We start from the raw sequence: 25,142 nt of genomic DNA on the forward strand, positions 1-25,142 counted from the left end.
CAGCGCCCGCTTTGCGCGCTTTTGGAACAACAGGGCGGTGCCGGCCGTGGTGGCCGTCCACGCGGTCAAAGCCTGCGCGAGCGAATCCGTTTGCCAAGCGCTCCTGAATACCGCCCAATCTACTCGCCGGACGGTATCAGCGTGATCTCGGTCTGCCGCCCGTCGAGAAAGCGGACCGTTTCGCCATCAAAGAATGCATCTTCTTCGGAGCGGAAGTCGACGATTTGCCCGCCCCATTCGGGGACCGCATTGAAGGTGGTGAGCTCGATCGCCCACGCTGTGTTGGCGTTGATCGGCCCTTCACCACGAGGATCGCCGGTCTGATTGTCCCAGAAGCCGATTGCCGGTCCGGCGCCGTGGCCGTGCAGGCCGATCGGATGGGTATAGATGGACGGATTGAGCCCCCGTTCAATCGCTTCGGCGCGGGCGCGTTCCAGAACCTCATTGCCACTTCGCCCCGGTTGAAAATGGGCCAGCAGAATGTCCTGAACCTCATTGGTCGCGGCCAGACCATTCCGCAGCCCGGCCGGGGCCGCGGTTTCTCCCGGCCGCAGGACATAGGCGAGGTGCTGGGTATCGGTGTTCAGCCGCAGATAGGTGATGCCGACATCCGTCCAGAGCAGGTCTCCGGGCTGGATGATTTCATCGCCTGTGAGCATGCCCTCCTGTCCGGCGCGCTGAATGCCGACCGATGGATGAAACCAGGGCGTCAGGCCAAAGCGGGCGAATTCCTGACGATACCACCAGCGGACATCATTTGCGGTTGTCACACCCGGCGTGATGACGTCGCGGGAAAAGGCACGCGCGATCAGGGCGTGGGCCGTGCGGACAATGGCCGGATAGAGCGCCACCTCGCCTGGCGTGCGGGTCTCCAGCCAGCGTATTGCGAGGGTTTCACCGGAAATGATGCGGTCCTCGAATCCCTCCGGCAGGGCGGCCATCATCAAGCGGTACTGGCTCAGCGTCATGCCGTCGCCGAACGCAGAAAGGTCCGAGAAATTGATGGCAATGGTCGCCGGATCCCGCTCTGCGATAATGCCGGCCACGGCACTCCACTGGTCCGGCTCGACCTCGGGATCCCAGGCGGGCTCAAACAGGCCTGCCAGCCCGTAACGGCTTACCGTGAGACGCTCGATGGGCTCTCCCTCGCCCGGATCAAAGAACACCAGAATGGTCCGTCTGCGGGCCGCCATGCTGCGCGCATCCAGCATGGTGGCGATGACGGGTTCCTCGAAATACTCCCGCGCCATGAGCACCCACATGGATACGCCCTGTTCGCGCATGATCTGCGGCACGACGGTCTCAAGGCGCTCCTCGAGGATCCGGTCAATCACCGCAGCCCGATCCCGCAGAGGCAAGACCGGCGGTAATTCCGGCGCCGCCTCTTCGGTCTCACTCATAGGCAGAACAGGCGGCGGCATTTGCGCCCCGACACTGGCAGGAATGGCAAGGGTGATCAGAAGAGCAACCGTCAGGACGGACGGGATGGCGGGTGGTTTCATTTGACGGTCTCGCTGTTTCCGATCCTGAAGGCTGGCGATGGCGCATGATGGCGTGAAAGCCGCGGCGTTGTCCGAATGTCGAACCTGCCGCCGCGGCCCAGAGGCCTAGGCCTAGCCCAAGGCCTCCGCAATGCCCGTCAGCGTGTTGCGCAAGGCGGTGAGGCGCGCGCCATTGTCGCCATCCGTATCGACGCCGGACAAATCGTCTGACAATTGCGTCAGCGTTTGCGACAGGCCGCTATCCGTTGTGCCGGACTCCATATGCGTGCGGGCTGCGTCCAGCGCCTCAGCCAGACTGGCCGCGAGATCTGCCTCCAGCGCGCCGTCCCGGTTCAGCTGGTCGAGATAGGCCAGCGCCACGACCGGGTGATCCGGCCAGGTAACCGGGTTTTGCTGTTGCGGATTGAAGGTGCCGCCCTGATCGCCCAGCGCGGCGGCGGCGATCTCGTTTTCGGTCAGGTGTTCGCTGGGGGCGAGCTCGAAGATGTCGAGGCCGCGCACGATCTCGGTGGCGTAGATGCGACCATCATACCAGTAGGAGGACCAGAAACCGCCTGTGACCAGTGCATCGCCATCAACCGGACCCCGGTCGAAATAGCCGATCTCCACCGGATTATCCGGATCGGTGAAGTCGATCAGCGTAATGCCGCCCTGATACCAGGACTGGACGAAGATATCGCGGCCCGGCACCGGAATGATGGAGCCATTGTGGGCAACGCAGTTTTCCTGGTCCGACTGATGGGCCGGGAGCTTGTAATAGGCATTGAAGTCCAGCTGGCCGTCTTCAATGGAGTAGATCGCATTGGCACCCCAGTTCATCGGGTCCTGAACGCGGCAGCGCGGACGTCCGCCGCCGCCCCATTCATCGGTGAACAGGACGCGGGTGCCGTCATTGTTGAAGGTTGCCGAATGCCAGTAGGCAAAGCCGGTATCGCTGACCGCATCCATGCGGCGCGGGGCGCGCGGGTCGGAGATGTCCATCAGAATGCCATTGCCCGAGCAGGCACCAGCGGCGAGATTCAGGCTGGGGAAGACGGTAATGTCATGGCATTCATCGGTGCGGCTGGTGGTCTGCGTGCCATCGCCATGATCGCCGCCGCGCCAGAGGCCGGCGAGCGCGCCGGTTTCCTCATCCGCGAAGACCGCCGGACTGTCGACGATGCGCGCTTGCGAGGGATCATCGACCGGAATCTCGATGACATCGATGCGGAAAAGCGCAGTGCGATCATCGCCGGGCACATCGCCGACGCAACCGGCGAGTTCCTCTTCATCGCGGATCGAGCTGGTGCCGGAATTATAGACCACAATGATGCCGTCCTCATCCGGACCCGAAACGATGGAATGGGTGTGCGAGCCCCGGCAGGTCTGGACCTGCCCGACCTGGCGCGGCGCCAGCGGATCGGCAATGTCGAATATCCGGATACCGCGGAAGCGCTCGGCGCTGACATCCTCGCTGACGCCCTGACGGCCACAATCGACGCGGCCGCGCGTCTGTTCCACCGACATGATCAGAAGATCGCCGATGATGGAGACATCGCCCTGACCGCCCGGGCAGACCACGGAGGTGATCAGTTCGGGCTGAGCGCCGCCCAGACGATAAAGGTTGAAGCCATGATAATTACCGACCGCCATCAGATCGCCGGAAAAGGCCATGTCGGTGTTGGAGAAGCTGAGGAAGGGCGAGCGCGAGCCAAATTGTGGCTCGGCATCTTCATCCTCTGCCTCGGCCGCATCGTCTTCGTCCGACTCGATCAAGGGCGGAAGCCCCGCCGGGTTCTCGGCGTCGAAAAAGCCGGTGGGCTTGGGCAGGCTGGCGATATGGGTCAGGCCGGAAATCGCCTCACCTGCATCGCGGAAACCCGGTGACAGGCTGGAGCGCGGATCCTCGGACAGGGCGCGCAGCATAGCACCCATCTGGCGGATCTCGGCTTCCTGCTCATTCTTGATATCGCCGGCAAAATCAAACAGTACCGGGTCATAGGCCGAGCCGGATTGTTCCAGCAGGTCGTCCACCATGTCGACCGCGCCTTCATGATGGGTGATCATCAATTGAAGAAAGAGGCGGTCAAACTCCGTTCCGGTGGCCGCCGCCAGCGCGACCATCTGTTCGGGCGTGGCCATGCCCATCATTGCATGGTCCATGCCGTGATGCGCATGCGGGCTTTCGAGAGCTTCGCCGCGCTCGGTCAGCCAGGATTGCATGAAGGCGATTTCATCAGCCTGAGAGGCATCAATGCGCCCGGCAATGTCGACCACCTCTTCGTTATTGGTGCGGTCTGCAACCAGCGCCGACATTTCCACCGCCTGCGCATGGTGCGGGATCATGTTCTGCATGAAGGCGACGTCGGCATCGGAATAGCGATTATTCGCCAGCTGGACGGCCTCGTCCGCGCTCAGCGTGCGGGTGTCCTGTCCGGGTGCGCCCGGCTGCACAATCGGCACATCCTGCGCCGTGGCAGCGCCGGTCAGGGCCAACAGGCCGATGATCGCACCGCTGAGGACGGGCTGGTTCAGAAATCTGGATTTGATCGACATTTTTTGCTCCCCGAAAATTCTTTTTGAAAGCTAGCACGCAGGCGCATTGCGGCAAGGTGGCTTGGTCCATCGAGCGTGCGACTCCCAATTGGCATTGCGCTGGGCGCTGCGCGCGTTACACCGCGCCACCATGTTGACGATTTCAAACCTTGATTACCGTATCGGCGAACGCGCCCTGTTCGAAAACGCTTCCGCCCAGATCGCTGCGGGCTGGAAGGTCGGACTGATCGGGCGCAATGGCACGGGCAAATCCACCCTTCTGCAGATCATCCGCGAGGAGATCGCCCACCCCTCTCCCGACAGCCCGATCCGGCTGAGCCGGGGGGCGCGCATGGGCTGGGTGGCGCAAGAGGTCGAAGCGTCGGACGACACCATTCTCGATGTTGTGCTCGCCACAGACGAAGAACGTCACGCCCTGATGCAGGAAGCGGAAACCGCGACCGATCCCGACCGCATTGGTGAGATCCATATGCGGCTGGCGGATATCGACGCCTGGTCGGCGGAATCGCGCGCCGCCGAAGTGTTGATGGGGCTGGGTTTTTCCGATGCCGATCTTTCGCGCCCGACGCGGGAGTTTTCCGGCGGCTGGCGCATGCGCGCCGCGATTGCCGGTGTCCTCTTTTCCCAGCCCGACCTGCTCCTTCTGGACGAACCGACCAATTATCTTGATCTGGAGGGCGCTGCCTGGCTGGAAACCTATCTCCGGAAATATCCGCATACCGTACTGATCGTCTCGCATGACCGGGAGATGCTCAATCGCTCCGTCACCCACACGCTGGCGCTGGAGCACAAGCAATTGGCGATCACGCCGGGCGGATATGATGCCTGGCTGCGCTTGCGGGCAGCGAAACTGGCCCTGCTGGAAAGCGAGCGCGCCAAGCAGGACGCTGACCGGGCGCACCTGCAGGCCTTCGTCGATCGCTTCCGGGCCAAGGCCTCAAAGGCGCGTCAGGCCCAGTCACGCGTGAAGAAGCTGGAGAAGATGCAGGAAATTTCGGTGCCGCTCGCCGAGCGGACCACGCCCTTCGTCTTTCCCAATTCCACCGACAAGCTGGCGCCGCCGCTCCTGCAACTTCGCGATGCCACGCTCGGCTATGGTGAAGATGCCGTGATCCTGCGGGATATTGATCTGCGGCTGGATCCCGAAGACCGCATCGCCATTGTCGGCGCCAATGGCCAGGGCAAGACGACCTTGGTGAAATCCATCGCCGAACGCCTGCCGCTTCTGGCGGGGGACCGCACCGCGCCGCGCGCTCTGCGCATCGGTTATTTCTCGCAAGATCAGATGGATGAATTGCGTCCGGGCGAAACCGTGCTGGATCATGTCCGCGACGCCCTGCCGGAAGGCTCGCCGCCGTCAAAACAGCGCGCGGTGGCGGCCAGTATGGGCTTTCCCTATGAGAAAGTCGGCACCGCGATCGAGAAACTGTCCGGTGGTGAAAAAGTGCGTCTGCTGCTCGGCCTGATGGCTATCGACAAGCCGCATATCCTGATCCTGGATGAGCCGACTTCTCACCTAGATATCGACAGCCGCGAGGCGCTGATCTACGCGCTGAATGATTATGACGGCGCAGTGGTACTAATCACCCACGATGTCTATCTCGCCGAAGGTACAGCCGACCAGCTCTGGCTGGTCAAGGATGGCCGGGCCTCGCGTTATGAGGGCGATCTCAATGATTACCGGAAACTCGTCCTTCAGGCGGATCGCGCTGCGGTGACGGCCTGACGCTCGACAGGCCCGCCCGCCGCGATAGACTGTAGGTCCGTGTCGGGATCAGGGTATTGGCGGTGAATGTGTTGCGTTTGATATCCATCAGCCTGCTCTGCCTTCTGGCAGCGTCTCCTGCCCTACCGGTCAATCGTGAAGCCCCGCTGTCCATCTCGGCGGATTATTCCGCCTCGGTTCTCGTCTTCCGGGTCGGGCGGGTGACGCTGGATGCCGAGTTGGGGCGAGAGGATTATGCCGCCAGCGCCCATGTCGAGGCCGCCGGGCTGGCCGCCCTGTTCACCGATTTTGATATCGATTCCGATGTTACCGGGCGGTTTGGGGCCCATGGGCCACAGCCCGTCAGCTATGGCCATACGGAACGCACGGGCGAGAAAACGCGTGTGATTGATGTCGTGTTTGAAGAGGGTCTGGCGCACTCGACCGCGACGCCGGAATTCTCCTCCTGGGGCGAACCGCCGGCGTCCGAAGCCGACCGGACCGGTGTGGTGGATCCGATGACAGCGACACTGCTCCTGTCGGAAATGGTCGCGGCCTCCGGCGGCGCGCCCTGCGAAGGCTCCATTCCCGTCTTCGATGGAAAGCAGCGCTATGATCTGGCCCTTGCTTCACGTGGAACGGAACGCATCCGGACACGCGGATGGCGCGGTGAAGCGCTTGTCTGCGACGCCTATTATCAGCCTATTTCCGGCTATGATGAAGAAGACTGGCCCGAACCCGGTGAAACCCGCCATCCCTTGCGCATGTGGATTGCGCCGATTGCCGATGGGACCGCCTTTCTGCCGGTTCGCCTGCATACGAGGGCCGGTTTTGGCGGCGTGACGGTGGAGCTAATGGAGCTCAGGCTGGAGTGATCATTCCGCCGGCTGCTGCCGTCGGAAATGCATGGTGAATCCAACCGTCCCAGAAATCGCTGCGACAACAAACCCGTTCTCGTCGCAGGAAACGACATAGGCGGTTTCTATTGCAATCTCGGTTTCGTCAGGCAAGCGCAGATTCGCATTCTGCAATCCCCAGGGGCCAGGATTGCCTGTTCCGTCATAGCTGGCTTCCGAGCGGAACATGTTGGGCGGCGTGGATCCGTCCGCGCCCAAAAGCTGATAGCTGCCGGTCCCGCTTGTGAACTCGCCCCGGGCGCCGACCTGCGATTCCGGGCGGTCTTCATCCCGGTCGAAGTCCAGCGTCATGTCCGGCGGCTGTCCGTCGGTCGGTGCTTCGCCCAGATAGACGTCGAATGTGCCGTCTATCATCGGCGGGCAGATCGTGACACGTTCGGATATTGCCGAAATCCGCGTTGCGTCGCTGAACACAGACCGCGAGGCCGGTCCGTCAATGCCGGGGCGGTCTTCCGGGCGGTCAAAGGCATAAAGCCCCCGGAAACCGGCCATGTGGTGGTAATTGAAGTTCAAGGAGCCCGTCGCCGTATTGAAGTTGACGACAATGTATTGGAGGAAGTCGAACGTGCCATCAAAGCTGCGGGCCTCGACGTTGTAATTCCCGGCAACAGAGACCACCTGATCTCCGAAACGGGTCGGCATATAGCCCACGCCTGTACCGGTTTCCCCGAATGCGATGATTCCATCGCCAAGAAAGCGTCCGCCAGCGTCATTGTCTTCATCACGCATCTGGAATGAAAAGATTCCTGTCAACGGACCGGCCATGTTCACCGGGTTGGCCGGAGCGGTATACGCCACCGAGCTGGCACCTCGCAGTGGCTGCGCATCGCTGTCGTCCGCCGCGGCCTGATCGCGAAACGCGACGGAGACCCGCACAAATTCAGGATAGAGCGGCACCCCGTAATCCGGGTCGGCGCGCACAAAGACGGTAAATGTGCGGATCGTGCCATCGACGCTCATATCAACGGACGATGACCGTGGCGCGAGACACACACCGGTGGCCGGGTTGGTTTCACACATGTCGACGGTGAGCTGCGTATTGACCGCCGGACCGATCAGCACTGGCGTCGCCGTCACATTCGCGGTTCCACCACCAATATTAATAACCGCCCCGCCAGCCGCACTGGCACCGCCCGCTGTCGGGATACGCAGGACACCGTCGGCGGACGGGGTGGCGAGAATGGTCACGAGATCCGGCGGCGAGCCGGCTTCAACGGTGAGGACAAGATCATTAATCCCGGGACGGCCCAGCGCCGCGCCATTATCGCACTCGAAGACAAAGGGAATGGTGCCGGAAAAGGCTTCACTGGCCGTCACGGCGAGCAGAAATCCCTGCTGCCCTCCAGCAGGAATATCGACCGGCGTATTGGCGGTGCCGGTCAGGGCATTCGATCCATCGACGGTCTGGTAGACCAGCGTGGTCGGACTGTTGTCGTCATAGGAGGTGCCGGGGCGGCAATTCGTGGCCGCCATGTCGCCAGTGTTCATGACCGTCGCGAAAACGGTCGCCGGGTCGCCGATCGCGACCGATCGGGCATCTGGCAGGGTTGCAGCTTCCAGCTGCGGGTCAGCCAGGACCGACCCCCCGAGATTCACCGCCAGTAAGGCGGCGGCGGCAAATTGCTTCATGAGCTCTCCCCCACGCTGACCTCCGAATTATACGACAGATTGCAGAGAATCGGAAATCTGCAGGCCAGGTTAGCGTTCAAGGCAACATCATTAACGGCTTGACCCGGCGCTTGTGTGCGCAATGTTGCAGGTCAAAGGGAGAGCCGGACATGCCGACACGCACACATGATATCGTTGTTTACGGAGCGACCGGATTCACCGGCCGGCTGGTCGCAGAATACCTTTATGCCACCTATGGCGCCGGCAATGATCTGAAATGGGCGATGGCCGGACGGTCCGCCTCGAAATTGGCTGCGGTCCGGGAAGAGATGGGCATATCCACCGATGTGCCGCTGGTTATCGCCGATGCGGGACAACCGGACACGCTGAAAGCGATGGCAGAAAGCGCCAAAGTCGTCATCACAACGGTCGGTCCCTATCAGCTTTATGGCGAGCCCTTGCTGGCCGCCTGCGCCGAGGCCGGGACGGATTATGTCGATCTGTGCGGCGAGCCCGCCTGGATGGCGCAGATGATCGTCAAACATCAGGAGAAAGCCGAAGCTTCCGGCGCGCGTCTGGTCTTTTCCTGCGGATTTGATTCCGTTCCGTTCGATCTCGGCGTCTGGTTCCTGCAGCGCGAGGCCAAGGAGAGATTCGGCCATACCCTGCCCCGTGTTAAAGGCCGGGTGCGCAAGATGAAGGGCACCTTCTCCGGCGGCACGGCAGCCAGTCTGACGGCAACGCTGGAAGCGGCCTCGAAAGACAAGTCCCTGATCAAACTTCTGACCAACCCTTTCTCGCTGGTGCCGGGTTTCAAAGGCCCGAAACAACCGCATTCGGACGCCGCTGAATATGATGAGAGCGCAAAGTCGTGGACGGCGCCATTCATCATGGCCCCGATCAACACCAAGAATGTGCACCGCACCAATGCGCTCTCAGGCCACGCCTATGGCGAGGACTTTCTCTATGACGAGCGGATGATGACGGGCGATGGCCCCAAGGGCGAAAAGCGCGCCAAGGCGGCGGCCCGGCAGGACAAGATCCAGAATATCCTGCTGGCGATTGCGCCGACACGCTGGCTGATCAAGACATTCGCCTTGCCCAAGCCCGGCCAGGGCCCGGACAAGGAAGCGCGGGAAACCGGGTTTTATGATGTGCTGTTTCTGGGCGAGGATGCAGAGGGCCACACGCTTCGCGCCTCGGCCAAGGGCGACAAGGATCCCGGTTATGGCTCGACCTCGAAAATGATTTCCGAATGCGCTGCCGCGCTGGTCATGAATGTTGATCGCCAGACGACAGGCGGCGGCGTATGGACGCCGGGCGCGGCGCTGGGCGATGTGCTGATCGACCGGTTGCAGGACCGCGCCGGTCTGACCTTCACGATCGAGGACTAGTCGGCCATCAGCGCCTTGCGGCGGAAGCTGGTCGGGGCTTCACCCGTGGCTTCGCGAAAGGCCCGGTTGAAGCTGGCAATCGAGCCATAGCCCAGATCGAGCGCGACCTGCAGGATTTGCAGGCGGGCGCGTTCCGGATCGGCGAGGATTTCCTTGGCATCTTCCACCCGATGCGAATTGATATAGCTGGAGAAATTCCGGTAACCGAGGCCGGAATTGATCAGCTTGCGCAAGCGGTGTTCCGGCGTGTTCAGACGGTCCGCCAGCTTGCCCACGGTGAGGCCGGTTTCGCGATAGGCCCCGCTTTCAATCGCCGCCTCCAGACGGGCAAGCAGGGGCCGGTCGGCCGGGTCAATGCGCGCCGTCACCTCGGCAATGTCATGCCGATAGGGCTCCGCCGGGCGCTCGATAAACATGTTCGGACTGGCGCGCAGGGCCCACATGGCAAAGGCAAATGACAGGACGAGCAGCCAGACCGCGGCGCCGACCTGATAGATCTCGCCCCAGGCGTCATCAAAGCCGAGATAATCCAGCCCCATCAGGATCACTGCGGACAGGCCCACAGATACCGCAATCACCACGCGGAAGCGGCGGCGGCTATCGACCAGATCATCCTTCAGGCTGAGCAGGGCGAAATAGGTGGCATGCAGGAAGAGCAGGGAGCCGATGCCCTGCTTGATCAGCGTCATCTGGTCGAGCCAGAACGGATCGGTCACCACAAAGCGCAGCGCGACGAGAATCAGGATGGGAATGGCCGGATAGATATGTGCCAGGCGAAACCGGTAATGGTCGCAGAAGAGTGCGAGGCAGAACCACCAGAAGAAGACCGAATCAAGCCAGGAAAACGGCACCAGCGGCACGTGCCAGACGCCCATCAGTGCCGAGATTTCCGGCGAAGCGCAGACAATATAGGCAAAGGCGCCAAAGCCGAAGAGCGCACCCAGCCGGCCGGCCAGAGACTGGCGCGCATTGGCCAGTAATATAGTGCAGGTCAGCAAACACAGAATGCCCGCCGAAGAGCGGGCGATGATTTCAATGAGCGCGGCGTCGGTCATGTGGCGAATTATGCCTCAATCAAAAAAAACCTGCCAGCTTTTCTAAAAACCCGGGGGGCGGAAGAAAAGCCGGCAGGGCAGGAAAGCTAGTCGCGCACGGCGGCCAGCACCACGGCGTCCCGTCCATCAGGGGAGATGCTCCGGGCGGCATGGATTTGCGAAAGTTGCGGGGCGGCGATCTGTGCCACGGTGCGGTCGACCGTGTCGGCCACGCAGATCCGGATGGCCGTCGCGGCCATGGCCGAGTTGCGATTTTCCGCCGTACAGACCCGGTTGGCGACATCCACAACGCGTTCATAGACGGCAGCGGACCCGCTCTGCGTAGTCAGTTCGGCAGGTGTATAGGACAGCTCTGCACTGGCAGGGCCACCGGCGACGGACGTTGCGCCCAGAAAAAGCGCGGGGAGAAGAGCATTCAACATAATCGACCTCGTTTGATATGTGCCGCGGGGAGGCGGCTGACGAGATGGACTATGGGGACGCTCTTCGGTCTCTGCTTTGCGAATTCGAAAATCGCGTGATGATTTTCAAAAACGCGCGGCGTTTTCCGGAAATGACCAGACTTTTGCCCTATCGCAGACGGTAGGAGCGCGCCGGGGCCAGGATCACCGCGTTCAACAGGGCCAGATCCAGGCCTTCCTGATAGCCCCGGGCGGTCGGATCCTGGGTGAAGGCGACTACAAAACCGGCACCGGACCGCCGCGAGACCATGAAGGGCTTGTAGGCCGTCTGGGCGATATTCTCCTCCCAGAGATAACCCGATGCGACCAGGTCTTCCGGTCCGGCAAAGCGCAGCACCGTATCGGCTTCGTCCAGCGGCACGGCGGTATAGATGTCCGAGCCCGTCACCATGGCTGCCGCGCCTTGCGTATAGCCCGCCGAAAGGAAGGCATCGGCATTGGCGGTGACGTTGAGCAATGCCCCCGGCGAGGTGTCGGGGCGGGCATTGCGGGGCTCGAGCGCGGCCTGAAGCGCAGCGTCATCCTCGATCACACTGCCGGAGACCAGAGCGCCCTCGCCGGAACCGCCGGTGGGCGTGTCGGCGGCGCGTTCGCGGCGCAGCGGCAGAAGGTTGATATCCGGATCGGTGATGAAACGGGTGGCATCCCCGAGCGCAATCAGCGTGCCGCCGCCTTGCGCAAAGCGGGAAAGATTGCCGGCACCGGATTCGCCGATCTCGGCGCCATAACCGCCACCCGACTGCTCGGGCAGGATCAGGACGTCGAAGCCGGAAAGATCGGCACCGCCAAGACGCGACGCGCGGATCACCGTCACCGGCAGGCCATAGCGGCGTTCCAGCACATAGCGCAGGCCGCCCACCGAATTGGCGTCCGTGCCTTCACCCCAGGCCATGGCGATGCGCGGCGCAATGATGTCGGCAAACTGGCTCGACCCGAAATTGGGGCCGCGCTCGGTCCAGCTGGTGGCGAGGCCGGCATAGGACGCGCCGATCATGCGCGCATTCAGCCGCATCAGGGAGTCGAGATTGGCCGGGGCACTGGTGCGCGCAATCACGACCGATCCGGCCGGAAATGTCTCACCGTCAATGGTGAATTCGCTGGCCGCCGTGCGCATCGGCACGCCCTCGGCCGCCAGTGCGGCGACAAGGCGGGCCTGTCCGGCATCGGTCCAGGGAATCACATAACCAAAGCGCGCCGAGTCCGCGACGCCGGCAGGCATGGCGTCATCGGCGGTGACGGCCTCGCCGGAGAGATTGGGGCGGTTGGCGCATTCGGTCGATTGCACATTGAACATCACCGGCAGGGACCAGGCGGTGACATCGTAGAGTTCGTGGTCAAGCCCGCGTGTGCGGCGGTCTTCCTGACTGTCGAGGAAATCTTCCGGCAGCGGCGTATCGCGTTCCAGAAGCGTGCGGGCGAGCTGTCCGGCGGGCTGGTTCAGCTGGACCAGAAATCCGCCCTCGGGCAAAGACGTGCCGCAAGCGGTCGTACCGGCATCGATGCGGGAGATTTCAATTCCCTGCCGGGCGATCAGGCGGGCGAGGCGTTCCGCGCCCCAGCGATTGGTTTCCCGCGACAGGATAATGGAGGCCGGGCCCTCACCATTATTGCTGGCAGCGGCGCGGACATCATGAAAGCCGCGGACAAAGCGTTCGCGGTTTTCCGCCGCGGCCTGAGCCGTCGACAGGCTGGCGATGAAGTGATTGGTAACGCCTTCGGCATAGGTCAGATCCTCGCCATTGCGGCGGGTCCAGACAAGACCGCGCGCCGAGCCCTGCTCGTAGGTCATGGCGACGCCGCCCTGCATCATCGGCCAGGTGTCGCCATAGCCCGGATAGAAGGCATCGAAGATCTCGCGGGTGAAATAGTCCGACCCGATACGGTCAAACCATTCGGCATGGTTGAGCCCGATAATGTCATGACCTTCCAGCTGTCCCTCGGTCAGAACCGGATTGACCGGGTCGGCCACGGGCGGGAAGAAATAGGACTGATCGCCGCCCATTTCATGCGCATCGACGATCACCATGGGCCGCCATTCCAGCATCGCCGCGGTGCGGCCACGGGTTTCCGGCTGGGTCATGATGAACCAGTCGCGATTCATGTCGAACAGATAGTGATTATGGCGCCCGCCGGGCCATGGCTGATCGTGTTCGGCGGAATAGCGGAAGCCATCGGCCTGAAGCCCGCGCGCCTGGGTGAAGGAATTGACGAAGCGGTTGCGGCCATCCGGGTTTTGCGTGGGGTCAATGATGACCAGCGCGTCTTCGCGGATGCTGTCAGCGACCGGATCATTGGTCGCCGCGATCAGATGATAGGCGGTGCGCAGCGCGGCATCGGTGGAGGAAATCTCGTCGCCATGCACGCCATAGCCCAGCCAGACAATGACAGGCAGCGCGTCGATCAGGGCGTCGCGGTCAGCATTTGACAGGCCGCGCGGATCGGCGAGGCGCTGCAGGTCGGCCTGAATCTCGTCGAGGCGGGCCATGTTCGCTTCGCTGCCGATCACCGCATAGACGAGCGGGCGGCCTTCCCAGCTGGTCGCATAATCGAAGACCTGCATGCGGTCCGGGGCCATATCAGCCAGCGTGCGGAGATATTCGACCGCGTCCTCGGGCGGGGTGATTTCTTCGCCGAAATCATGGCCCAGCGCCGCTTCCAGATCGGGGATGGCGGTGTCGTATCGGGCCTCCAGCGGCGTCGGAGCGGATTGCGCAAGGCTCGTGCCGGAAAGGCCAATAGCAGCGATGGCGGCAAGCAGGATACGATGTGGCATGAAAATCCCCGAAAAAGGTCTGGACGTCAGGCAGATACAAAACGGCCCGGAACAGAATGCTCCGGGCCGATTGAAAAGGCGAGCCTATTCCTCGCCGCTTTCACCGTCGTCTTCGCCGGGAACCGGGAAGCCGCGATCGCGCATCAGCGGCGCGATATCAGCATCACGTCCGCGGAAGGCGCGATAGGCCTCGGCCGGATCGACCGAATTGCGCGGGGCGAAGAGATGCTCGACCAGCGCGGCCGCGACGGTCTCGTCGTAGAATCCGCCCGGCGCTTCGGCGAAGGCTTCCGCCGCGTCAGAGGTCAGAACGTCCGCCCACATATAGCCGTAATAACCCGCCGAATAGCCTTCGCCGGAGAAGATGTGGCCGAAGTGCGGGGTGCGGTGACGCATCACCAGCTCGGACGGCGCACCGAGGCGCTCCATCGTCTCGCGTTCGAACGCGTCCGGGTCAATGCCGGCCGGGTCGGTCGTGTGGTAGTACATGTCGACCAGTGCCGAGGCGAGATATTCGGTCGTGGCAAAGCCCTGATTGAAGGTCGATGCTGCCTCGATACGGGCCACGAGCTCGTCCGGCATCGGCTCGCCGGTTTCAACATGGACGAAGTAATTGTCGATCACTTCATCGGTCGAGAGCCAGCGTTCCAGCAATTGCGACTGGAACTCGGTGTAGTCGCGCACGCCGCCATTCAGCGACGGATAGGCGACATTCGAGGACAGGGCGTGCAGCGCGTGACCCATTTCGTGGAAGAAGGTGTTGGCATCGTCCCAGGAAATCAGGACGGGCTCACCCGGTGCCGGTTCGACGAAGTTGGAATTATTCGTCGAGAGCGGGGTTTCCAGGCCGTCATAGGTGGTGTGACCCCGGAATGAGGAGGCCCAGGCGCCCGAACGCTTGCCGGTGCGGGCGAAGGGGTCGAGATACCAGACGCCGACATGTTCGCCGCTATCGCGGTCGGTCACTTCATAGACGGTGACGTCTTCATGCCAGACCGGAACCGAGCCGTCCGTGATCTGGGTGAACTCGAAATTGAAGAGTTCGCCGGAAACGAAGAACATGGCCTGCAGGAGATTGTCGAGCTGCAGATACTGACGCACTTCGTTGGAATCGAGATCATAGCGGTCCTGCCGGATCTTCTCCATGTAATAGCGGTAATCCCACGGCTCGATGGTGATGTCGTCGCCGCGCTCATCGGCCAGCGCCTGCATCTGGGCGACTTCTTCCTCGACGCGGGCGATGGCGGCCGGCCAGACGGTCTCCATCAGCTCCAGCGCGTTCTCCGGATTGCCCGCCATGCGGTTTTCCAGACGCCATTGGGCGTAATTGTCATAGCCCAGAAGCCCGACGCGCTCGTCGCGCAGCTGCAGGATTTCGGCGATGATGGCGTTGTTGTCGTACTCATCGCCATTGTCGCCACGATTGTAATAGGTGCGCCAGACTTCCTCGCGCAGATCGCGCTCGTCGGAATAGGTCAGGAACGGATCCATCGAGGAGCGGGTATTGGTGATGGCATATTCGCCCTCACGGCCACGCTCGGCAGCGGCCGCCGCATAGGCGTTGATCAGCGAGTCCGACAGGCCGCCCAGCTGATCCTCTGTCAGATAGGTGACGTAGCTTTCCTCGTCATGCAGCACGTTGTTGGCAAATTGCGTGTGCAATTCCGACAGGCGCAGATTGATGGCCGCATAGCGTTCGGCCGCTTCACCTTCCAGCGTCGCGCCATTCCGCGCAAAGCCGTCATAGGTCAGCTGGACGAGGCGTTGCTGATCCGGCCGCAGGCTCTCCATCTCGTCGCTTTCATAGACCGCGCGGATGCGATTGAAGAGCGTCTGGTTCTGCGTGATCTGCGAATTATAGGCGGAGAGGCGCGGTGACAATTCGCGCTGCAGGTCGCGGAATTCCGGCGACGACATGTTGGACGACCAGATGCCCCAGAAATTGAAGACATTGCCCAGAGCCTGACCAGCACGTTCCATCTCGACGATCGTATTCTCGAAGGTTGGCGGTTCCGGATTATTGGCGATCTCGTCGATCTCGGCGAGGTGGGCCGCAATCCCGGCATCTATCGCGGCTTCGAGCTGATCAAGACTGACCTCGTCGAATTGCGGCACGCCGCCATAGGGGCCGGACAGATCGGCCAGAAGCGGATTGGTTTCCAGTTCAGCCTGCCAGTCCATCGTTTCAGCGCCTTCGTCGGACATGGTGGCGTCATTCATCGCGGCTTCGGTGGCGGTATTGTCCATATTGGCGTCATCCGCGTCAGGGGTATTTGTGCCTTCCTGCGAGCAGGCGGCCAGAGCCAGCGCGGCCAGGCTGGTCGTGGTGATCAGAATGCGTTTCATGTGTCTTTCTCCGGGAAAGGTGAATGGCTGGCGGGGAAAGTAGCGTCACAAGGGCAAATCGCAAATGCCCTACTGCGCTGCATTGCGGAAGGTTAATGTTCAATACGTTCCGGCCTGCGACTCCCTGCCATGTGTCAGCATGCCACATTCTTTTTGGGGTCACTCCCCTTTTACCCTTAGTCAGTCTGTGGAATCATCCCGCAGAGCAAAGATTGATTTGGGGGACTATCCATGTCGCAAGCCACTGCGATGCCGGTAAAATCATCCGGCCTCGACGGGATGCTGATCGGGCTGATCTGTATTCTCGGTGCCTTCTGGAGCCTCATGGCAGCTGCCCGCGGTGTTGATCCGCAAATGGTGGCGCATGGCTGGCTGATGCTGGGCGGGTTCGTTGTCGGCCTCATCCTTGTGGTGAATGCCTATTCGGCCAATGGCCGGGTGGAGGAAAAGGACCTCTACCATGACAATGTCGTAAAGGCCGGCGCGATCGCGACCATGTTCTGGGCCGTGGTCGGCCTTCTGGTCGGCGTGGTCATCGCCCTGCAACTGGCCTTTCCCAACGAGCTGTATTTCAGCGAGGCCGGTTTTCTGAATTTCGGTCGCCTGCGCCCGCTGCATACATCGGCGGTGATTTTCGCCTTTGGCGGAAATGCGCTGATCGCGACCTCCTTCTATGTGGTGCAGCGCACCAGCCGTGCCCGCCTCGCCGGTGGATTGTGGCCGTGGTTTGTGTTCTGGGGCTATCAGTTCTTCATCGTGATTGCCGCTTCTGGCTATGTGATGGGCGTTACGCAAGGTCAGGAATATGCCGAACCGGAATGGTATGCGGATATCTGGCTGACCATTGTCTGGGTCGCCTATCTCCTGGTCTTCCTCGGCACGCTCTGGAAGCGCAAGGAGCCGCATATCTATGTGGCCAACTGGTTCTACCTCGCCTTCATCGTGACGATTGCCGTCCTCCACCTCGTCAATAATCTCTCCATCCCCGTCGATCCGTTCGGCTCGTTCAGCTATTCGGTGTTTTCCGGAGTGCAGAATGCGTTGACGCAATGGTGGTATGGCCACAATGCGGTGGGCTTCTTCCTGACCGCCGGTTTCCTGGGGATCATGTACTATTTCATCCCCAAGCGGGCTGAGCGACCGGTCTATTCCTACCGCCTGTCGATCATCCACTTCTGGTCCCTGATCTTCATCTATATCTGGGCGGGCCCGCACCACTTGCACTATACGGCTCTGCCGGAATGGGCGCAGACCCTGGGCATGACCTTCTCGATCATGTTGTGGATGCCAGCTGGGGCGGCATGATCAACGGGTTGATGACCCTGTCGGGCGCCTGGGACAAGCTGCGCACCGATCCGGTTGTCCGGATGATGGTGGTCTCCGTGGCCTTCTATGGCATGTCGACCTTTGAAGGCCCGTTGATGAGCATCCGCGCCGTCAACGCGCTCTCGCACTATACCGACTGGACCATCGCCCACGTGCACTCCGGGGCGCTGGGCTGGATCGGCATGATTTCCTTTGGCGCGATCTATTGCCTGGTTCCCTGGCTGTGGAAGAAGAAAGGCATGTGGAGCCGGTCATTGATCGAATGGCATTTCTGGCTCGCGACGCTGGGTATTCTTCTCTACATCGCGGCGATGTGGCCGTCGGGCATTACGCAAGGCCTGATGTGGCGCGCCTATAATGATCTCGGCTTCCTGGAATATTCCTTCGTCGAGACCGTCGAGGCCATGCATCCCTATTACATCATCCGGGCGGGCGGCGGACTGCTCTTCCTCCTCGGTGCCATCCTGATGGCCTTCAACATGTACAAGACGATCACCGGCGATGTGAGCGAGACCGAAGATGTGGTCACGCCACAACCGCGCGCGATCCCGGCGGAATAGGAGCAGGTTCATGGCTGATACACCTCAAAAACCGAGCTTCCACCAGAAGTTCTTCGAAAAGAACTCGCTGATCCTGACGCTGGGCGTGGTCGTGACCATCTCCATCGGCGGCATTATCGAGATCGCCCCGCTCTTCTACCTCAATTCGACGATTGAAGAGGTTGAAGGCGTGCGTCCCTATTCTCCGCTGGAGCTGATGGGCCGGCAAATCTATCTGCGCGAAGGCTGCTATAACTGCCATTCGCAGATGATCCGTCCCCTGCGCGACGAAGTGGAGCGCTATGGCCATTATTCGCTGGCAGCGGAGAGCATGTATGATCGCCCCTTCCAGTGGGGGTCGAAGCGGACCGGGCCGGATCTGGCGCGGGTGGGTGGCCGCTATTCGGATGAGTGGCATCGTGACCATCTGATCCATCCGCAATCCGTGGTGCCGGAATCGATCATGCCGCCCTATGCCTTCCTGCAGGATGCGGTTCTGGATTATTCCACCATCTCCGCGCACTTGCGGGTCAATCAATTCCTCGGTGTGCCCTATTCGGACGAGGCGGTTGAAAATGCCGCGGCCGACCTGGAAGCCCAGGTCGACGAGTTTTCGTCCGGCTATGATGATCTGATCGCGCGCTATCCGGGCGCTCAGGTCCGCAATTTCGACGGCAATAGCGCCGTTATCACCGAGATGGACGCGCTGATCGCCTATCTTCAGGTCCTCGGCACCATGGTGGATTTCTCCACCTATGAACCCGAAGCCGAAGAGAACCAGCGCTAGGAGACGCACGCATGTATGAGGCTCTGGCCAGTTTCGCGCAGACTTGGGGGTTGTTGTTCTTCTTCGCCGTTTTTCTCGGCGTTTTGGTCTACGCCCTCTGGCCGCGGAATGCCGAAAAGTTCGACGCCGCAGCCCGCATGCCGCTGAATGATGATGCCCCGCCCATCGAAGACGGGAAAAAGGACGAAACCCATGTCTGAGAAACATATCGATCAGGAAACCGGCACCGAAACAACGGGCCATGAATGGGATGGTATTCGAGAGCTGGACAATCCCCTACCGCGCTGGTGGCTGTGGATTTTCTACGCCTCGATTGCCTGGTCCGTTGTCTACTGGGTGCTGATGCCCGCCTGGCCCGCCCCTCCCGGCATGCAGGGCCATACCACCGGCGTGGTAGGCAATTCCGAGCGCGTGAATGTCGCCAATGATCTGGATGCTCTTCAAGTCTCCCGTTCCGACTTCTTCACGCGGCTGGAAGCGGCGGATAGCTATAGCGCGATCGAAGCCGATCCGGCGCTTTTCCGCTTTGCGCTGGCCGCAGGCGAATCGACGTTCGGCAATTTCTGTTCGACCTGTCACGGCGCAGGTGCACAGGGCTTTGTCGGCTATCCCAACCTCAATGACGATGTCTGGCTGTGGGGCGGTTCGTTTGACGATATCCGCCACACTCTGGTGGTCGGCATCCGCTCGGATCATCCCGAAACCCGCTTCTCTCAAATGCCGGCCTATGGCGCTGATGGTCTCCTGTCGCGCGAGGACATCCGCCATGTCCGCGACTATGTTCTGAGCCTGTCGGGCGAAACCGGGTTTGACGCAGCCGCTCTGGAAGCGGGCGGGGCGGTTTTCGCCAGCCAATGCGCCACCTGTCACGGTGCCGCCGGTCTGGGCGACCGAACCCAGGGCGCGCCCAATCTGACCGATGCCATCTGGCTTTACGGCGGCAGCCCGGAAGAGATCGAGAATACGATCTGGCGCGGACCCTATGGCGTCATGCCGGCCTGGGAAGGCCGTCTGAATGATCCGACGATCACAGCCGTCGCAACCTATGTCTACTCACTGGGTGGCGGCGAAGCTGAGGTCGAAACCGAGGGTGCGGCGGGCGAATAAGCCGCATCCCCTTTCTCCCCGAATGAAGGCAAAGTGCGAAAATGAGCACGGCCAGACATAACCTTATTGCCGCCCCCGGTGTTGAAAAGCACCGGGTCGAGGCGGTGAATGACGCCACGCAGCGCAAGCTGTACAAGAAGCGCGAGCAAATCTATCCCAAGCTGGTGCACGGCAAGTTCCGTCTCGCCAAATGGGTGTTCATGATCCTTGCCCTGGGGGCGTATTATTTCATCCCCTTCTTGCGCTGGGACCGCGGTCTGTCCGCCCCGGATCAGGCGGTTTTGATCGATTTTGAAGGCCGGCGCTTCTATTTCTTCTTCATCGAGATCTGGCCGCAGGAGATTTACTATGTCTCCGGCCTTCTGATCATTGCGGCACTGGCGCTGTTTCTGGTCTCGGCGCTGTTTGGACGGGTCTGGTGCGGCTATGCCTGCCCGCAGACCGTCTGGACCGATCTGTTCATCGCCGTCGAGCGCCTATTTGAAGGCGACCGCAACAAGCGGATCAAGCTGGACCGTGCCAAATGGTCGTTCGACAAGGCCTGGCGCAAGATCGGCAAGCATGCCGTCTGGCTGGTGATTGCGGCGGCAACGGGCGGGGCCTGGATCCTCTATTTCCACGATGCCTATGACACGCTGTCACATTTCTTCACCGGCGGATCGCCGCTGTCGGCCTATCTCTTCTTCGGGGTTCTGACCTTCACCACCTATACGCTGGCCGGGACGATGCGCGAGCAGGTCTGCACCTATATGTGCCCCTGGCCGCGCATTCAGGCGGCGATGACGGACCGCGATGCGCTGAATGTCGCCTACCGGGTGGATCGCGGCGAACCGCGCGGACCACACAAGAAGGGTGAAAGCTGGGAGGGGCGCGGCGATTGCATTGATTGCAAGGCCTGCGTTGTGGCCTGCCCGATGGGGATTGATATCCGCAATGGATCGCAGCTGGAATGTATCCAGTGCGCGCTGTGCATTGATGCCTGCGACGACATCATGAAGAAGGTGGATCGTCCGACCGGCCTCATCTCCTATGACACCGACATCAATATCGACCGCCGTCAGCAAGGGCTGAAGCCGGTCTATCGATTCCTGCGGCCGCGGGTTCTGGTTTATGCAATCTCGCTGGCCATTGCCGGGTCCATCATGCTGTTTGGCCTGACGACACGCGCCAATCTGGACGTCAATGTCACGCGCGACCGCAATCCGAATTTCGTCACCCTGTCAGACGGATCGGTGCGCAATGGCTATACGCTGAAAATCATCAACCGCACCCATGATGACTTGGAATACACGGTGGAGATTGACGGGCCGGACGGGCTGGAGTGGCGGATTCTGGGGCAGGAGGTCACGCGCGGCCTGACCGTGGATGTGCCCGCCGAGCGCACCCAGGATTTCCGCCTCTTCCTGACCGTCCCGCGCGACGCCATCACGACCAGCAATGAAAGCGTGGTCTTCACTGTCTCGCCGCAAGGCTCGGACGAAACGCGTACCGCAGAAACCGTCTTCCTGTCGGGAGGCCCGCAATGATCCGTGAAATCAAGGGATATCACGTCCTCATCGGCCTGCTGGTCTTTTTCGGGATCATCATTGCCGTCAATGCGGTTTTCCTGACTCAGGCCTTCCGCACCTTTCGGGGGGAGGACGAGCCGCGCTCCTATGTGCAGGGCATAAACTACAATGACACGCTGGCGCGCCGCGAGGCGCAGGCCGAGCTCGGCTGGACAGCCATCAGCACGGTGGACGAAACCGGCGTCCGGCTCGAGATTTCAGACGCGGACGGACAGGGCGTCACCGGGCTGATGCTGGATGCCCGGCTGCGCCATCCTGCGGATTCCAATCTCGATATCGTGCTGGACTTGCGCGGTGACGGGCCCGGCGTCTATGCCAGTCAGGCCGATATTCCGGCCGGTCGCTGGACGCTGGTGGTGTCGACCCCGGACGGTCCGCCGTTTGAGATGGAACAGGAGATATGGCTGCAATAGATGCCAGCGGGATTGATCCTGAAGCCTTCGTGCGCGAGCGCGACGGTCATCAGGAGATGGATCTGCTTGTCTCCGGTGTGCATTGCGCCGGATGCATTTCGCGTGTGGAAACCGCCATGCGCGGCTTCGACGGTGTCTCTCATGCGCGGCTGAACCTCTCGACCGGGCGTCTGTCGCTGGCCTGGAACGGCCCGGCGGCGCGCGCCCGCGACATGGTGAAAAAACTTGGGGAGATCGGTTATCCGGCGACGCCCTTCGAGCCGGAAACCGGCGCGGATGCCGGATCCCAGGAAGAAAAGCGCCTGGTTCGCGCCATGGCCGTGGCCGGATTTGCGACCGCCAATGTGATGCTGTTTTCGGTCTCGGTCTGGTCCGGGGCCGTCGATATGACGACGGAGACCCGCGACCTCTTCCACTGGCTATCGGCGCTGATCGTTCTGCCGACCGTGGCCTATTCCGGACGGCCCTTCTTCTCTTCTGCCTGGGCCGCGCTGAAGAGCCGGCAGGTCAATATGGATGTGCCGATCTCGCTCGCCGTTCTGCTCGCCTGCGGATTATCCATCTTTGAAACGATCAACAGCGCCGAGGAAGCCTATTTCGATGCGGCGGCCATGCTGCTCTTCTTCCTTCTGATCGGACGCTGGCTGGATAGCCGCTTGCGGGCCAAGGCCGGGGCGGCAGCGCGGCGTCTGGTCGCGATGCAGGCGGCGTCGGCCAACCGGATTGATGCCGCGGGCAAGGTCAAGGCCATTCCGGCGCGCGATGTCCAGCCCGGCGACCTGTTGCTGATTGCGGCAGGCGAGAAAGTGCCCGTCGATGCCGAAGTCGAGGACGGAAACAGCCAGCTGGATGCCGCGCTGGTAACCGGCGAAACCCGCCCGGCGGAGGCGAGTCCCGGCACACAGATCTTTTCCGGCATGGTCAATCTGGGCGCGGCATTGAAAGTGCGCGCCACGGCCCGGCGCGATGACAGCCTGCTGGCCGAAATCACCCGGCTGGTGGAAGCCGGCGAACAGAGCCGCTCGCGCTATGTGAAACTGGCAGACCATGCCGCGCGGCTTTATGTGCCAATCGTGCATACGCTGGCGGCCCTCACACTGATCGGCTGGCTGCTTCTGGGCGCAAGTTTTCATACTGCCATTCTCAATGCGATTGCGGTCCTGATCATCACCTGCCCCTGTGCGCTGGCGCTGGCTGTACCGGCCGTGCAGGTTGTGGCCTCCGGGCGGCTCTACAGGTCGGGCATACTGGTCAAATCCGGCGATGCGCTGGAGCGGCTGGCAGAAGCCGATATCGCCGCTTTTGACAAAACCGGGACGCTGACCCTCGGCAAGCCACAACTGGTCAATCGCGATGCCATTTCCGATGCCGATTTCGAGCGAGCGGCGCTGCTGGCGCGCACCAGCCGTCACCCGCTGTCACGGGCAATTGCCGATCCTGCCGGTATGGGCGCGGTGGCCGATGGCGTCATCGAAACCCCCGGCGGCGGCCTGGAAGCGATGATTGACGGTCAGCGCGTGCGGCTGGGCTCGGCTCGCTGGATGGGGATTGAGGCCACGGGCGAAGCGGTCTCGGAAGTCTGGCTGCAATCGGGCGACGACGCGCCTGTACGCTTTGCCTTTGCCGATCAGGCCCGCGCCGATGCCGCCGAGGTGGTCCGCACCGTCGAGGCGCTAGGCCTGCCCGCGCGCATCCTGTCCGGCGACCATGACGAGGCCGTCGAAGGCATGGCCCGCACGCTGGGCATGGACAACTGGCAGGCCGGGCTGAAACCGGCAGAGAAAATCGCTGCTCTGGAAATGGCAAAAGACGAGGGCCGCCACGTGCTGATGGTCGGCGACGGGCTGAACGATGCCCCGGCGCTAGCGTCCGCACATGTCTCCATGTCGCTGGCCAGTGCGAGCGACATCTCGCAGGCTGCCGCCGATTTCGTGATCCAGCGCGACCGCCTGTCGGCCATTCCGGAAGCCATTGTGATTGCGCGAAAGGCCAAGCGCCGCGTGTTCGAGAATTTCGGCCTTGCCGTGCTCTACAACATGATTGCGGTGCCGCTCGCCGTCTTCGGGTTTGTGACGCCTCTCGTAGCCGCCATTGCCATGTCGGCCTCGTCCTTGCTGGTGACGCTCAACGCCCTGAGGCTCGCACGCTAATGGCGGTCCTGATCTATCTCATCCCGATTGCGCTGGGCATGGGCGCGCTGGGTCTACTGGCCTTTCTGTGGACGATGAAGTCCGGCCAGTATGATGACCTTGAAGGTGCAGCTCATCGCATTCTCATTGATGATGGCGACCGGCCGCTGCCCGATGCGGAGGCTGATCAGGATGCCGCAGACGGTCCTGACGAGGTGCAGAAGTCCTGATAGGCGCGCCAGCTGGCATGGCCCAGCCAGGGGAAGACCACTGCCAGTCCGACCAGAAAGAAGGCCGTGCCGATAATCGTCCAGAAAGCGATCAGCCAGGCCCATGTCAGCATGGCCAGCGGATAGCGCCGCACAGCCGTCACTGACGCGATGAGTGCTGTGGCGGCATCGACCTCGCGGTCAATCAGCATGGGAAAGGAAATGGCGGAAATGGCAAAGGCGGCCAGTGCCAGCCCGGCGCCGATAATGGTGCCCACAACTGCCATCAAAAGGCCCGCCGGATGGGTCAGCACCCAGGAGGAAAACTCCGCCAGCGTGGTGTAATCCTGCGAGGCAAAATAGGCGTAGAGGAATTGCGCAATCCGCGCCCAGCCGAGCAGCAAGATGATCAGGAGCAGGCCCAGAAAGGCGACTTGCGAAATCTTCTCGCCGGACACCAGCCAGATATCACTGAAGCTGACCGCCTTGCCTTCATCGAGATGCTTTGAAATCTGATAGAAGCCGACGGCAAAGAGCGGCGCGATCAGCGCAAAGCTGGAGAGGGCAACGGGAATCCAGGCGGCCGCCCCGATCCACCAGAGGCCTGCGGACAAAAGCGCGCCCAGCGCCACGAATACCAGACCATAGCTGATCGAGACCAGAGGCGCGCGTTTGAGGTCATTCGCGCCCGCCTTCAGCCAGCGCATGGGTGCGCCTGGCCGGACTGCATTCAATTCAATAGCTGCCATGATGTCCCTCCCCGAACAA

At 61.8% G+C, this 25,142-nt stretch carries 18 protein-coding genes and 1 pseudogene; 11 read left to right on the forward strand and 8 right to left on the reverse strand.

The window, feature by feature from the left end:
* Nucleotides 1-119: 119 nt before the first annotated feature.
* Both P0D52_RS13460 and P0D52_RS13465 read right to left on the reverse strand, forming a co-directional pair.
* Nucleotides 120-1,502 carry a M24 family metallopeptidase gene (locus P0D52_RS13460; RefSeq protein ID WP_394693161.1) on the reverse strand — a complete coding sequence of 461 codons (1,383 nt, stop codon included), beginning with the start codon at nt 1,500-1,502 and terminating at the stop codon, nt 120-122.
* A gap of 111 nt (nt 1,503-1,613) precedes the next feature.
* The gene (locus tag P0D52_RS13465) at nt 1,614-4,037 is read right to left on the reverse strand and encodes a DUF305 domain-containing protein (RefSeq protein WP_394693162.1); all 2,424 of its coding nucleotides are present in this window, start codon (nt 4,035-4,037) and stop codon (nt 1,614-1,616) included.
* A 130-nt stretch (nt 4,038-4,167) separates the two neighbouring features.
* Between P0D52_RS13465 and P0D52_RS13470 the strand changes: the two genes are divergently transcribed.
* Nucleotides 4,168-5,763, forward strand: a complete 1,596-nt coding sequence (locus tag P0D52_RS13470; RefSeq protein ID WP_394694797.1) for an ABC-F family ATP-binding cassette domain-containing protein — start codon at nt 4,168-4,170, stop codon at nt 5,761-5,763.
* Nucleotides 5,764-5,834: 71 nt separating this feature from the next.
* Complete coding sequence (locus P0D52_RS13475; RefSeq protein WP_394693163.1) at nt 5,835-6,617, forward strand: DUF3108 domain-containing protein; 783 nt, start codon at nt 5,835-5,837, stop codon at nt 6,615-6,617.
* Here P0D52_RS13475 and P0D52_RS13480 read toward each other — a convergent pair whose 3' ends face one another.
* Nucleotides 6,618-8,288, reverse strand: a complete 1,671-nt coding sequence (locus P0D52_RS13480) for a hypothetical protein (protein ID WP_394693164.1) — start codon at nt 8,286-8,288, stop codon at nt 6,618-6,620.
* Between the two features lie 149 nt (nt 8,289-8,437).
* On the opposite strand from P0D52_RS13480, the gene P0D52_RS13485 reads away from it, so the two are divergent.
* On the forward strand, nt 8,438-9,661 hold the full coding sequence (locus P0D52_RS13485; RefSeq protein ID WP_394693165.1) for a saccharopine dehydrogenase family protein: 1,224 nt from the start codon (nt 8,438-8,440) through the stop codon (nt 9,659-9,661).
* On the opposite strand, the gene P0D52_RS13490 is transcribed toward P0D52_RS13485, so the two are convergent.
* The 4 genes from P0D52_RS13490 to P0D52_RS13505 form a co-directional block, all read right to left on the reverse strand.
* A complete protein-coding gene (locus tag P0D52_RS13490) occupies nt 9,658-10,716 on the reverse strand; it encodes a helix-turn-helix domain-containing protein (RefSeq protein WP_394693166.1) in 1,059 nt (352 codons plus the stop codon). The two genes, P0D52_RS13485 and P0D52_RS13490, sit on opposite strands and share 4 nt — an antisense overlap.
* Before the next feature lie 86 nt (nt 10,717-10,802).
* Nucleotides 10,803-11,138: a UrcA family protein gene (locus P0D52_RS13495; RefSeq protein WP_394693167.1), complete on the reverse strand. Its 336-nt coding sequence runs from the start codon at nt 11,136-11,138 to the stop codon at nt 10,803-10,805.
* Between the two features lie 148 nt (nt 11,139-11,286).
* Entirely contained in the window at nt 11,287-13,950 is a 2,664-nt protein-coding gene (locus P0D52_RS13500; protein ID WP_394693168.1) for a M14 metallopeptidase family protein, read from the reverse strand.
* A gap of 84 nt (nt 13,951-14,034) precedes the next feature.
* Nucleotides 14,035-16,296 carry a M3 family metallopeptidase gene (locus P0D52_RS13505; RefSeq protein ID WP_394693169.1) on the reverse strand — a complete coding sequence of 754 codons (2,262 nt, stop codon included), beginning with the start codon at nt 16,294-16,296 and terminating at the stop codon, nt 14,035-14,037.
* A 231-nt stretch (nt 16,297-16,527) separates the two neighbouring features.
* Here P0D52_RS13505 and ccoN point away from each other — a divergent pair.
* The 8 genes and pseudogenes from ccoN (at nt 16,528) to ccoS (ending at nt 24,395) form a co-directional block, all read left to right on the forward strand.
* Nucleotides 16,528-18,182 (forward strand): annotated as a pseudogene (gene ccoN / locus P0D52_RS13510) (cytochrome-c oxidase, cbb3-type subunit I).
* A 10-nt stretch (nt 18,183-18,192) separates the two neighbouring features.
* Nucleotides 18,193-18,948: a cytochrome-c oxidase, cbb3-type subunit II gene (gene ccoO / locus P0D52_RS13515; RefSeq protein ID WP_394693170.1), complete on the forward strand. Its 756-nt coding sequence runs from the start codon at nt 18,193-18,195 to the stop codon at nt 18,946-18,948.
* Between the two features lie 11 nt (nt 18,949-18,959).
* Nucleotides 18,960-19,148 carry a cbb3-type cytochrome c oxidase subunit 3 gene (locus tag P0D52_RS13520; RefSeq protein ID WP_394693171.1) on the forward strand — a complete coding sequence of 63 codons (189 nt, stop codon included), beginning with the start codon at nt 18,960-18,962 and terminating at the stop codon, nt 19,146-19,148.
* A complete protein-coding gene (gene ccoP, locus P0D52_RS13525) occupies nt 19,141-20,055 on the forward strand; it encodes a cytochrome-c oxidase, cbb3-type subunit III (protein WP_394693172.1) in 915 nt (304 codons plus the stop codon). Before P0D52_RS13520 ends, ccoP begins: the two co-directional genes overlap by 8 nt.
* Before the next feature lie 41 nt (nt 20,056-20,096).
* Nucleotides 20,097-21,581 (forward strand): cytochrome c oxidase accessory protein CcoG, encoded by a 1,485-nt coding sequence (ccoG, locus tag P0D52_RS13530; protein WP_394693173.1) that lies wholly within the window; start codon nt 20,097-20,099, stop codon nt 21,579-21,581.
* Nucleotides 21,578-22,036 carry a FixH family protein gene (locus P0D52_RS13535; protein WP_394693174.1) on the forward strand — a complete coding sequence of 153 codons (459 nt, stop codon included), beginning with the start codon at nt 21,578-21,580 and terminating at the stop codon, nt 22,034-22,036. The genes ccoG and P0D52_RS13535 overlap by 4 nt, the downstream gene beginning before the upstream one ends.
* Entirely contained in the window at nt 22,024-24,186 is a 2,163-nt protein-coding gene (locus tag P0D52_RS13540; RefSeq protein WP_394693175.1) for a heavy metal translocating P-type ATPase, read from the forward strand. Before P0D52_RS13535 ends, P0D52_RS13540 begins: the two co-directional genes overlap by 13 nt.
* Complete coding sequence (gene ccoS, locus P0D52_RS13545; RefSeq protein ID WP_394693176.1) at nt 24,186-24,395, forward strand: cbb3-type cytochrome oxidase assembly protein CcoS; 210 nt, start codon at nt 24,186-24,188, stop codon at nt 24,393-24,395. Before P0D52_RS13540 ends, ccoS begins: the two co-directional genes overlap by 1 nt.
* Here ccoS and P0D52_RS13550 read toward each other — a convergent pair.
* Entirely contained in the window at nt 24,353-25,123 is a 771-nt protein-coding gene (locus tag P0D52_RS13550; RefSeq protein WP_394693177.1) for a DUF2189 domain-containing protein, read from the reverse strand. The two genes, ccoS and P0D52_RS13550, sit on opposite strands and share 43 nt — an antisense overlap.
* Nucleotides 25,124-25,142 lie beyond the last annotated feature (19 nt).

The sequence above is a fragment of the Hyphobacterium sp. genome (assembly GCF_043584775.1).
GTDB lineage: Bacteria > Pseudomonadota > Alphaproteobacteria > Caulobacterales > Maricaulaceae > Hyphobacterium.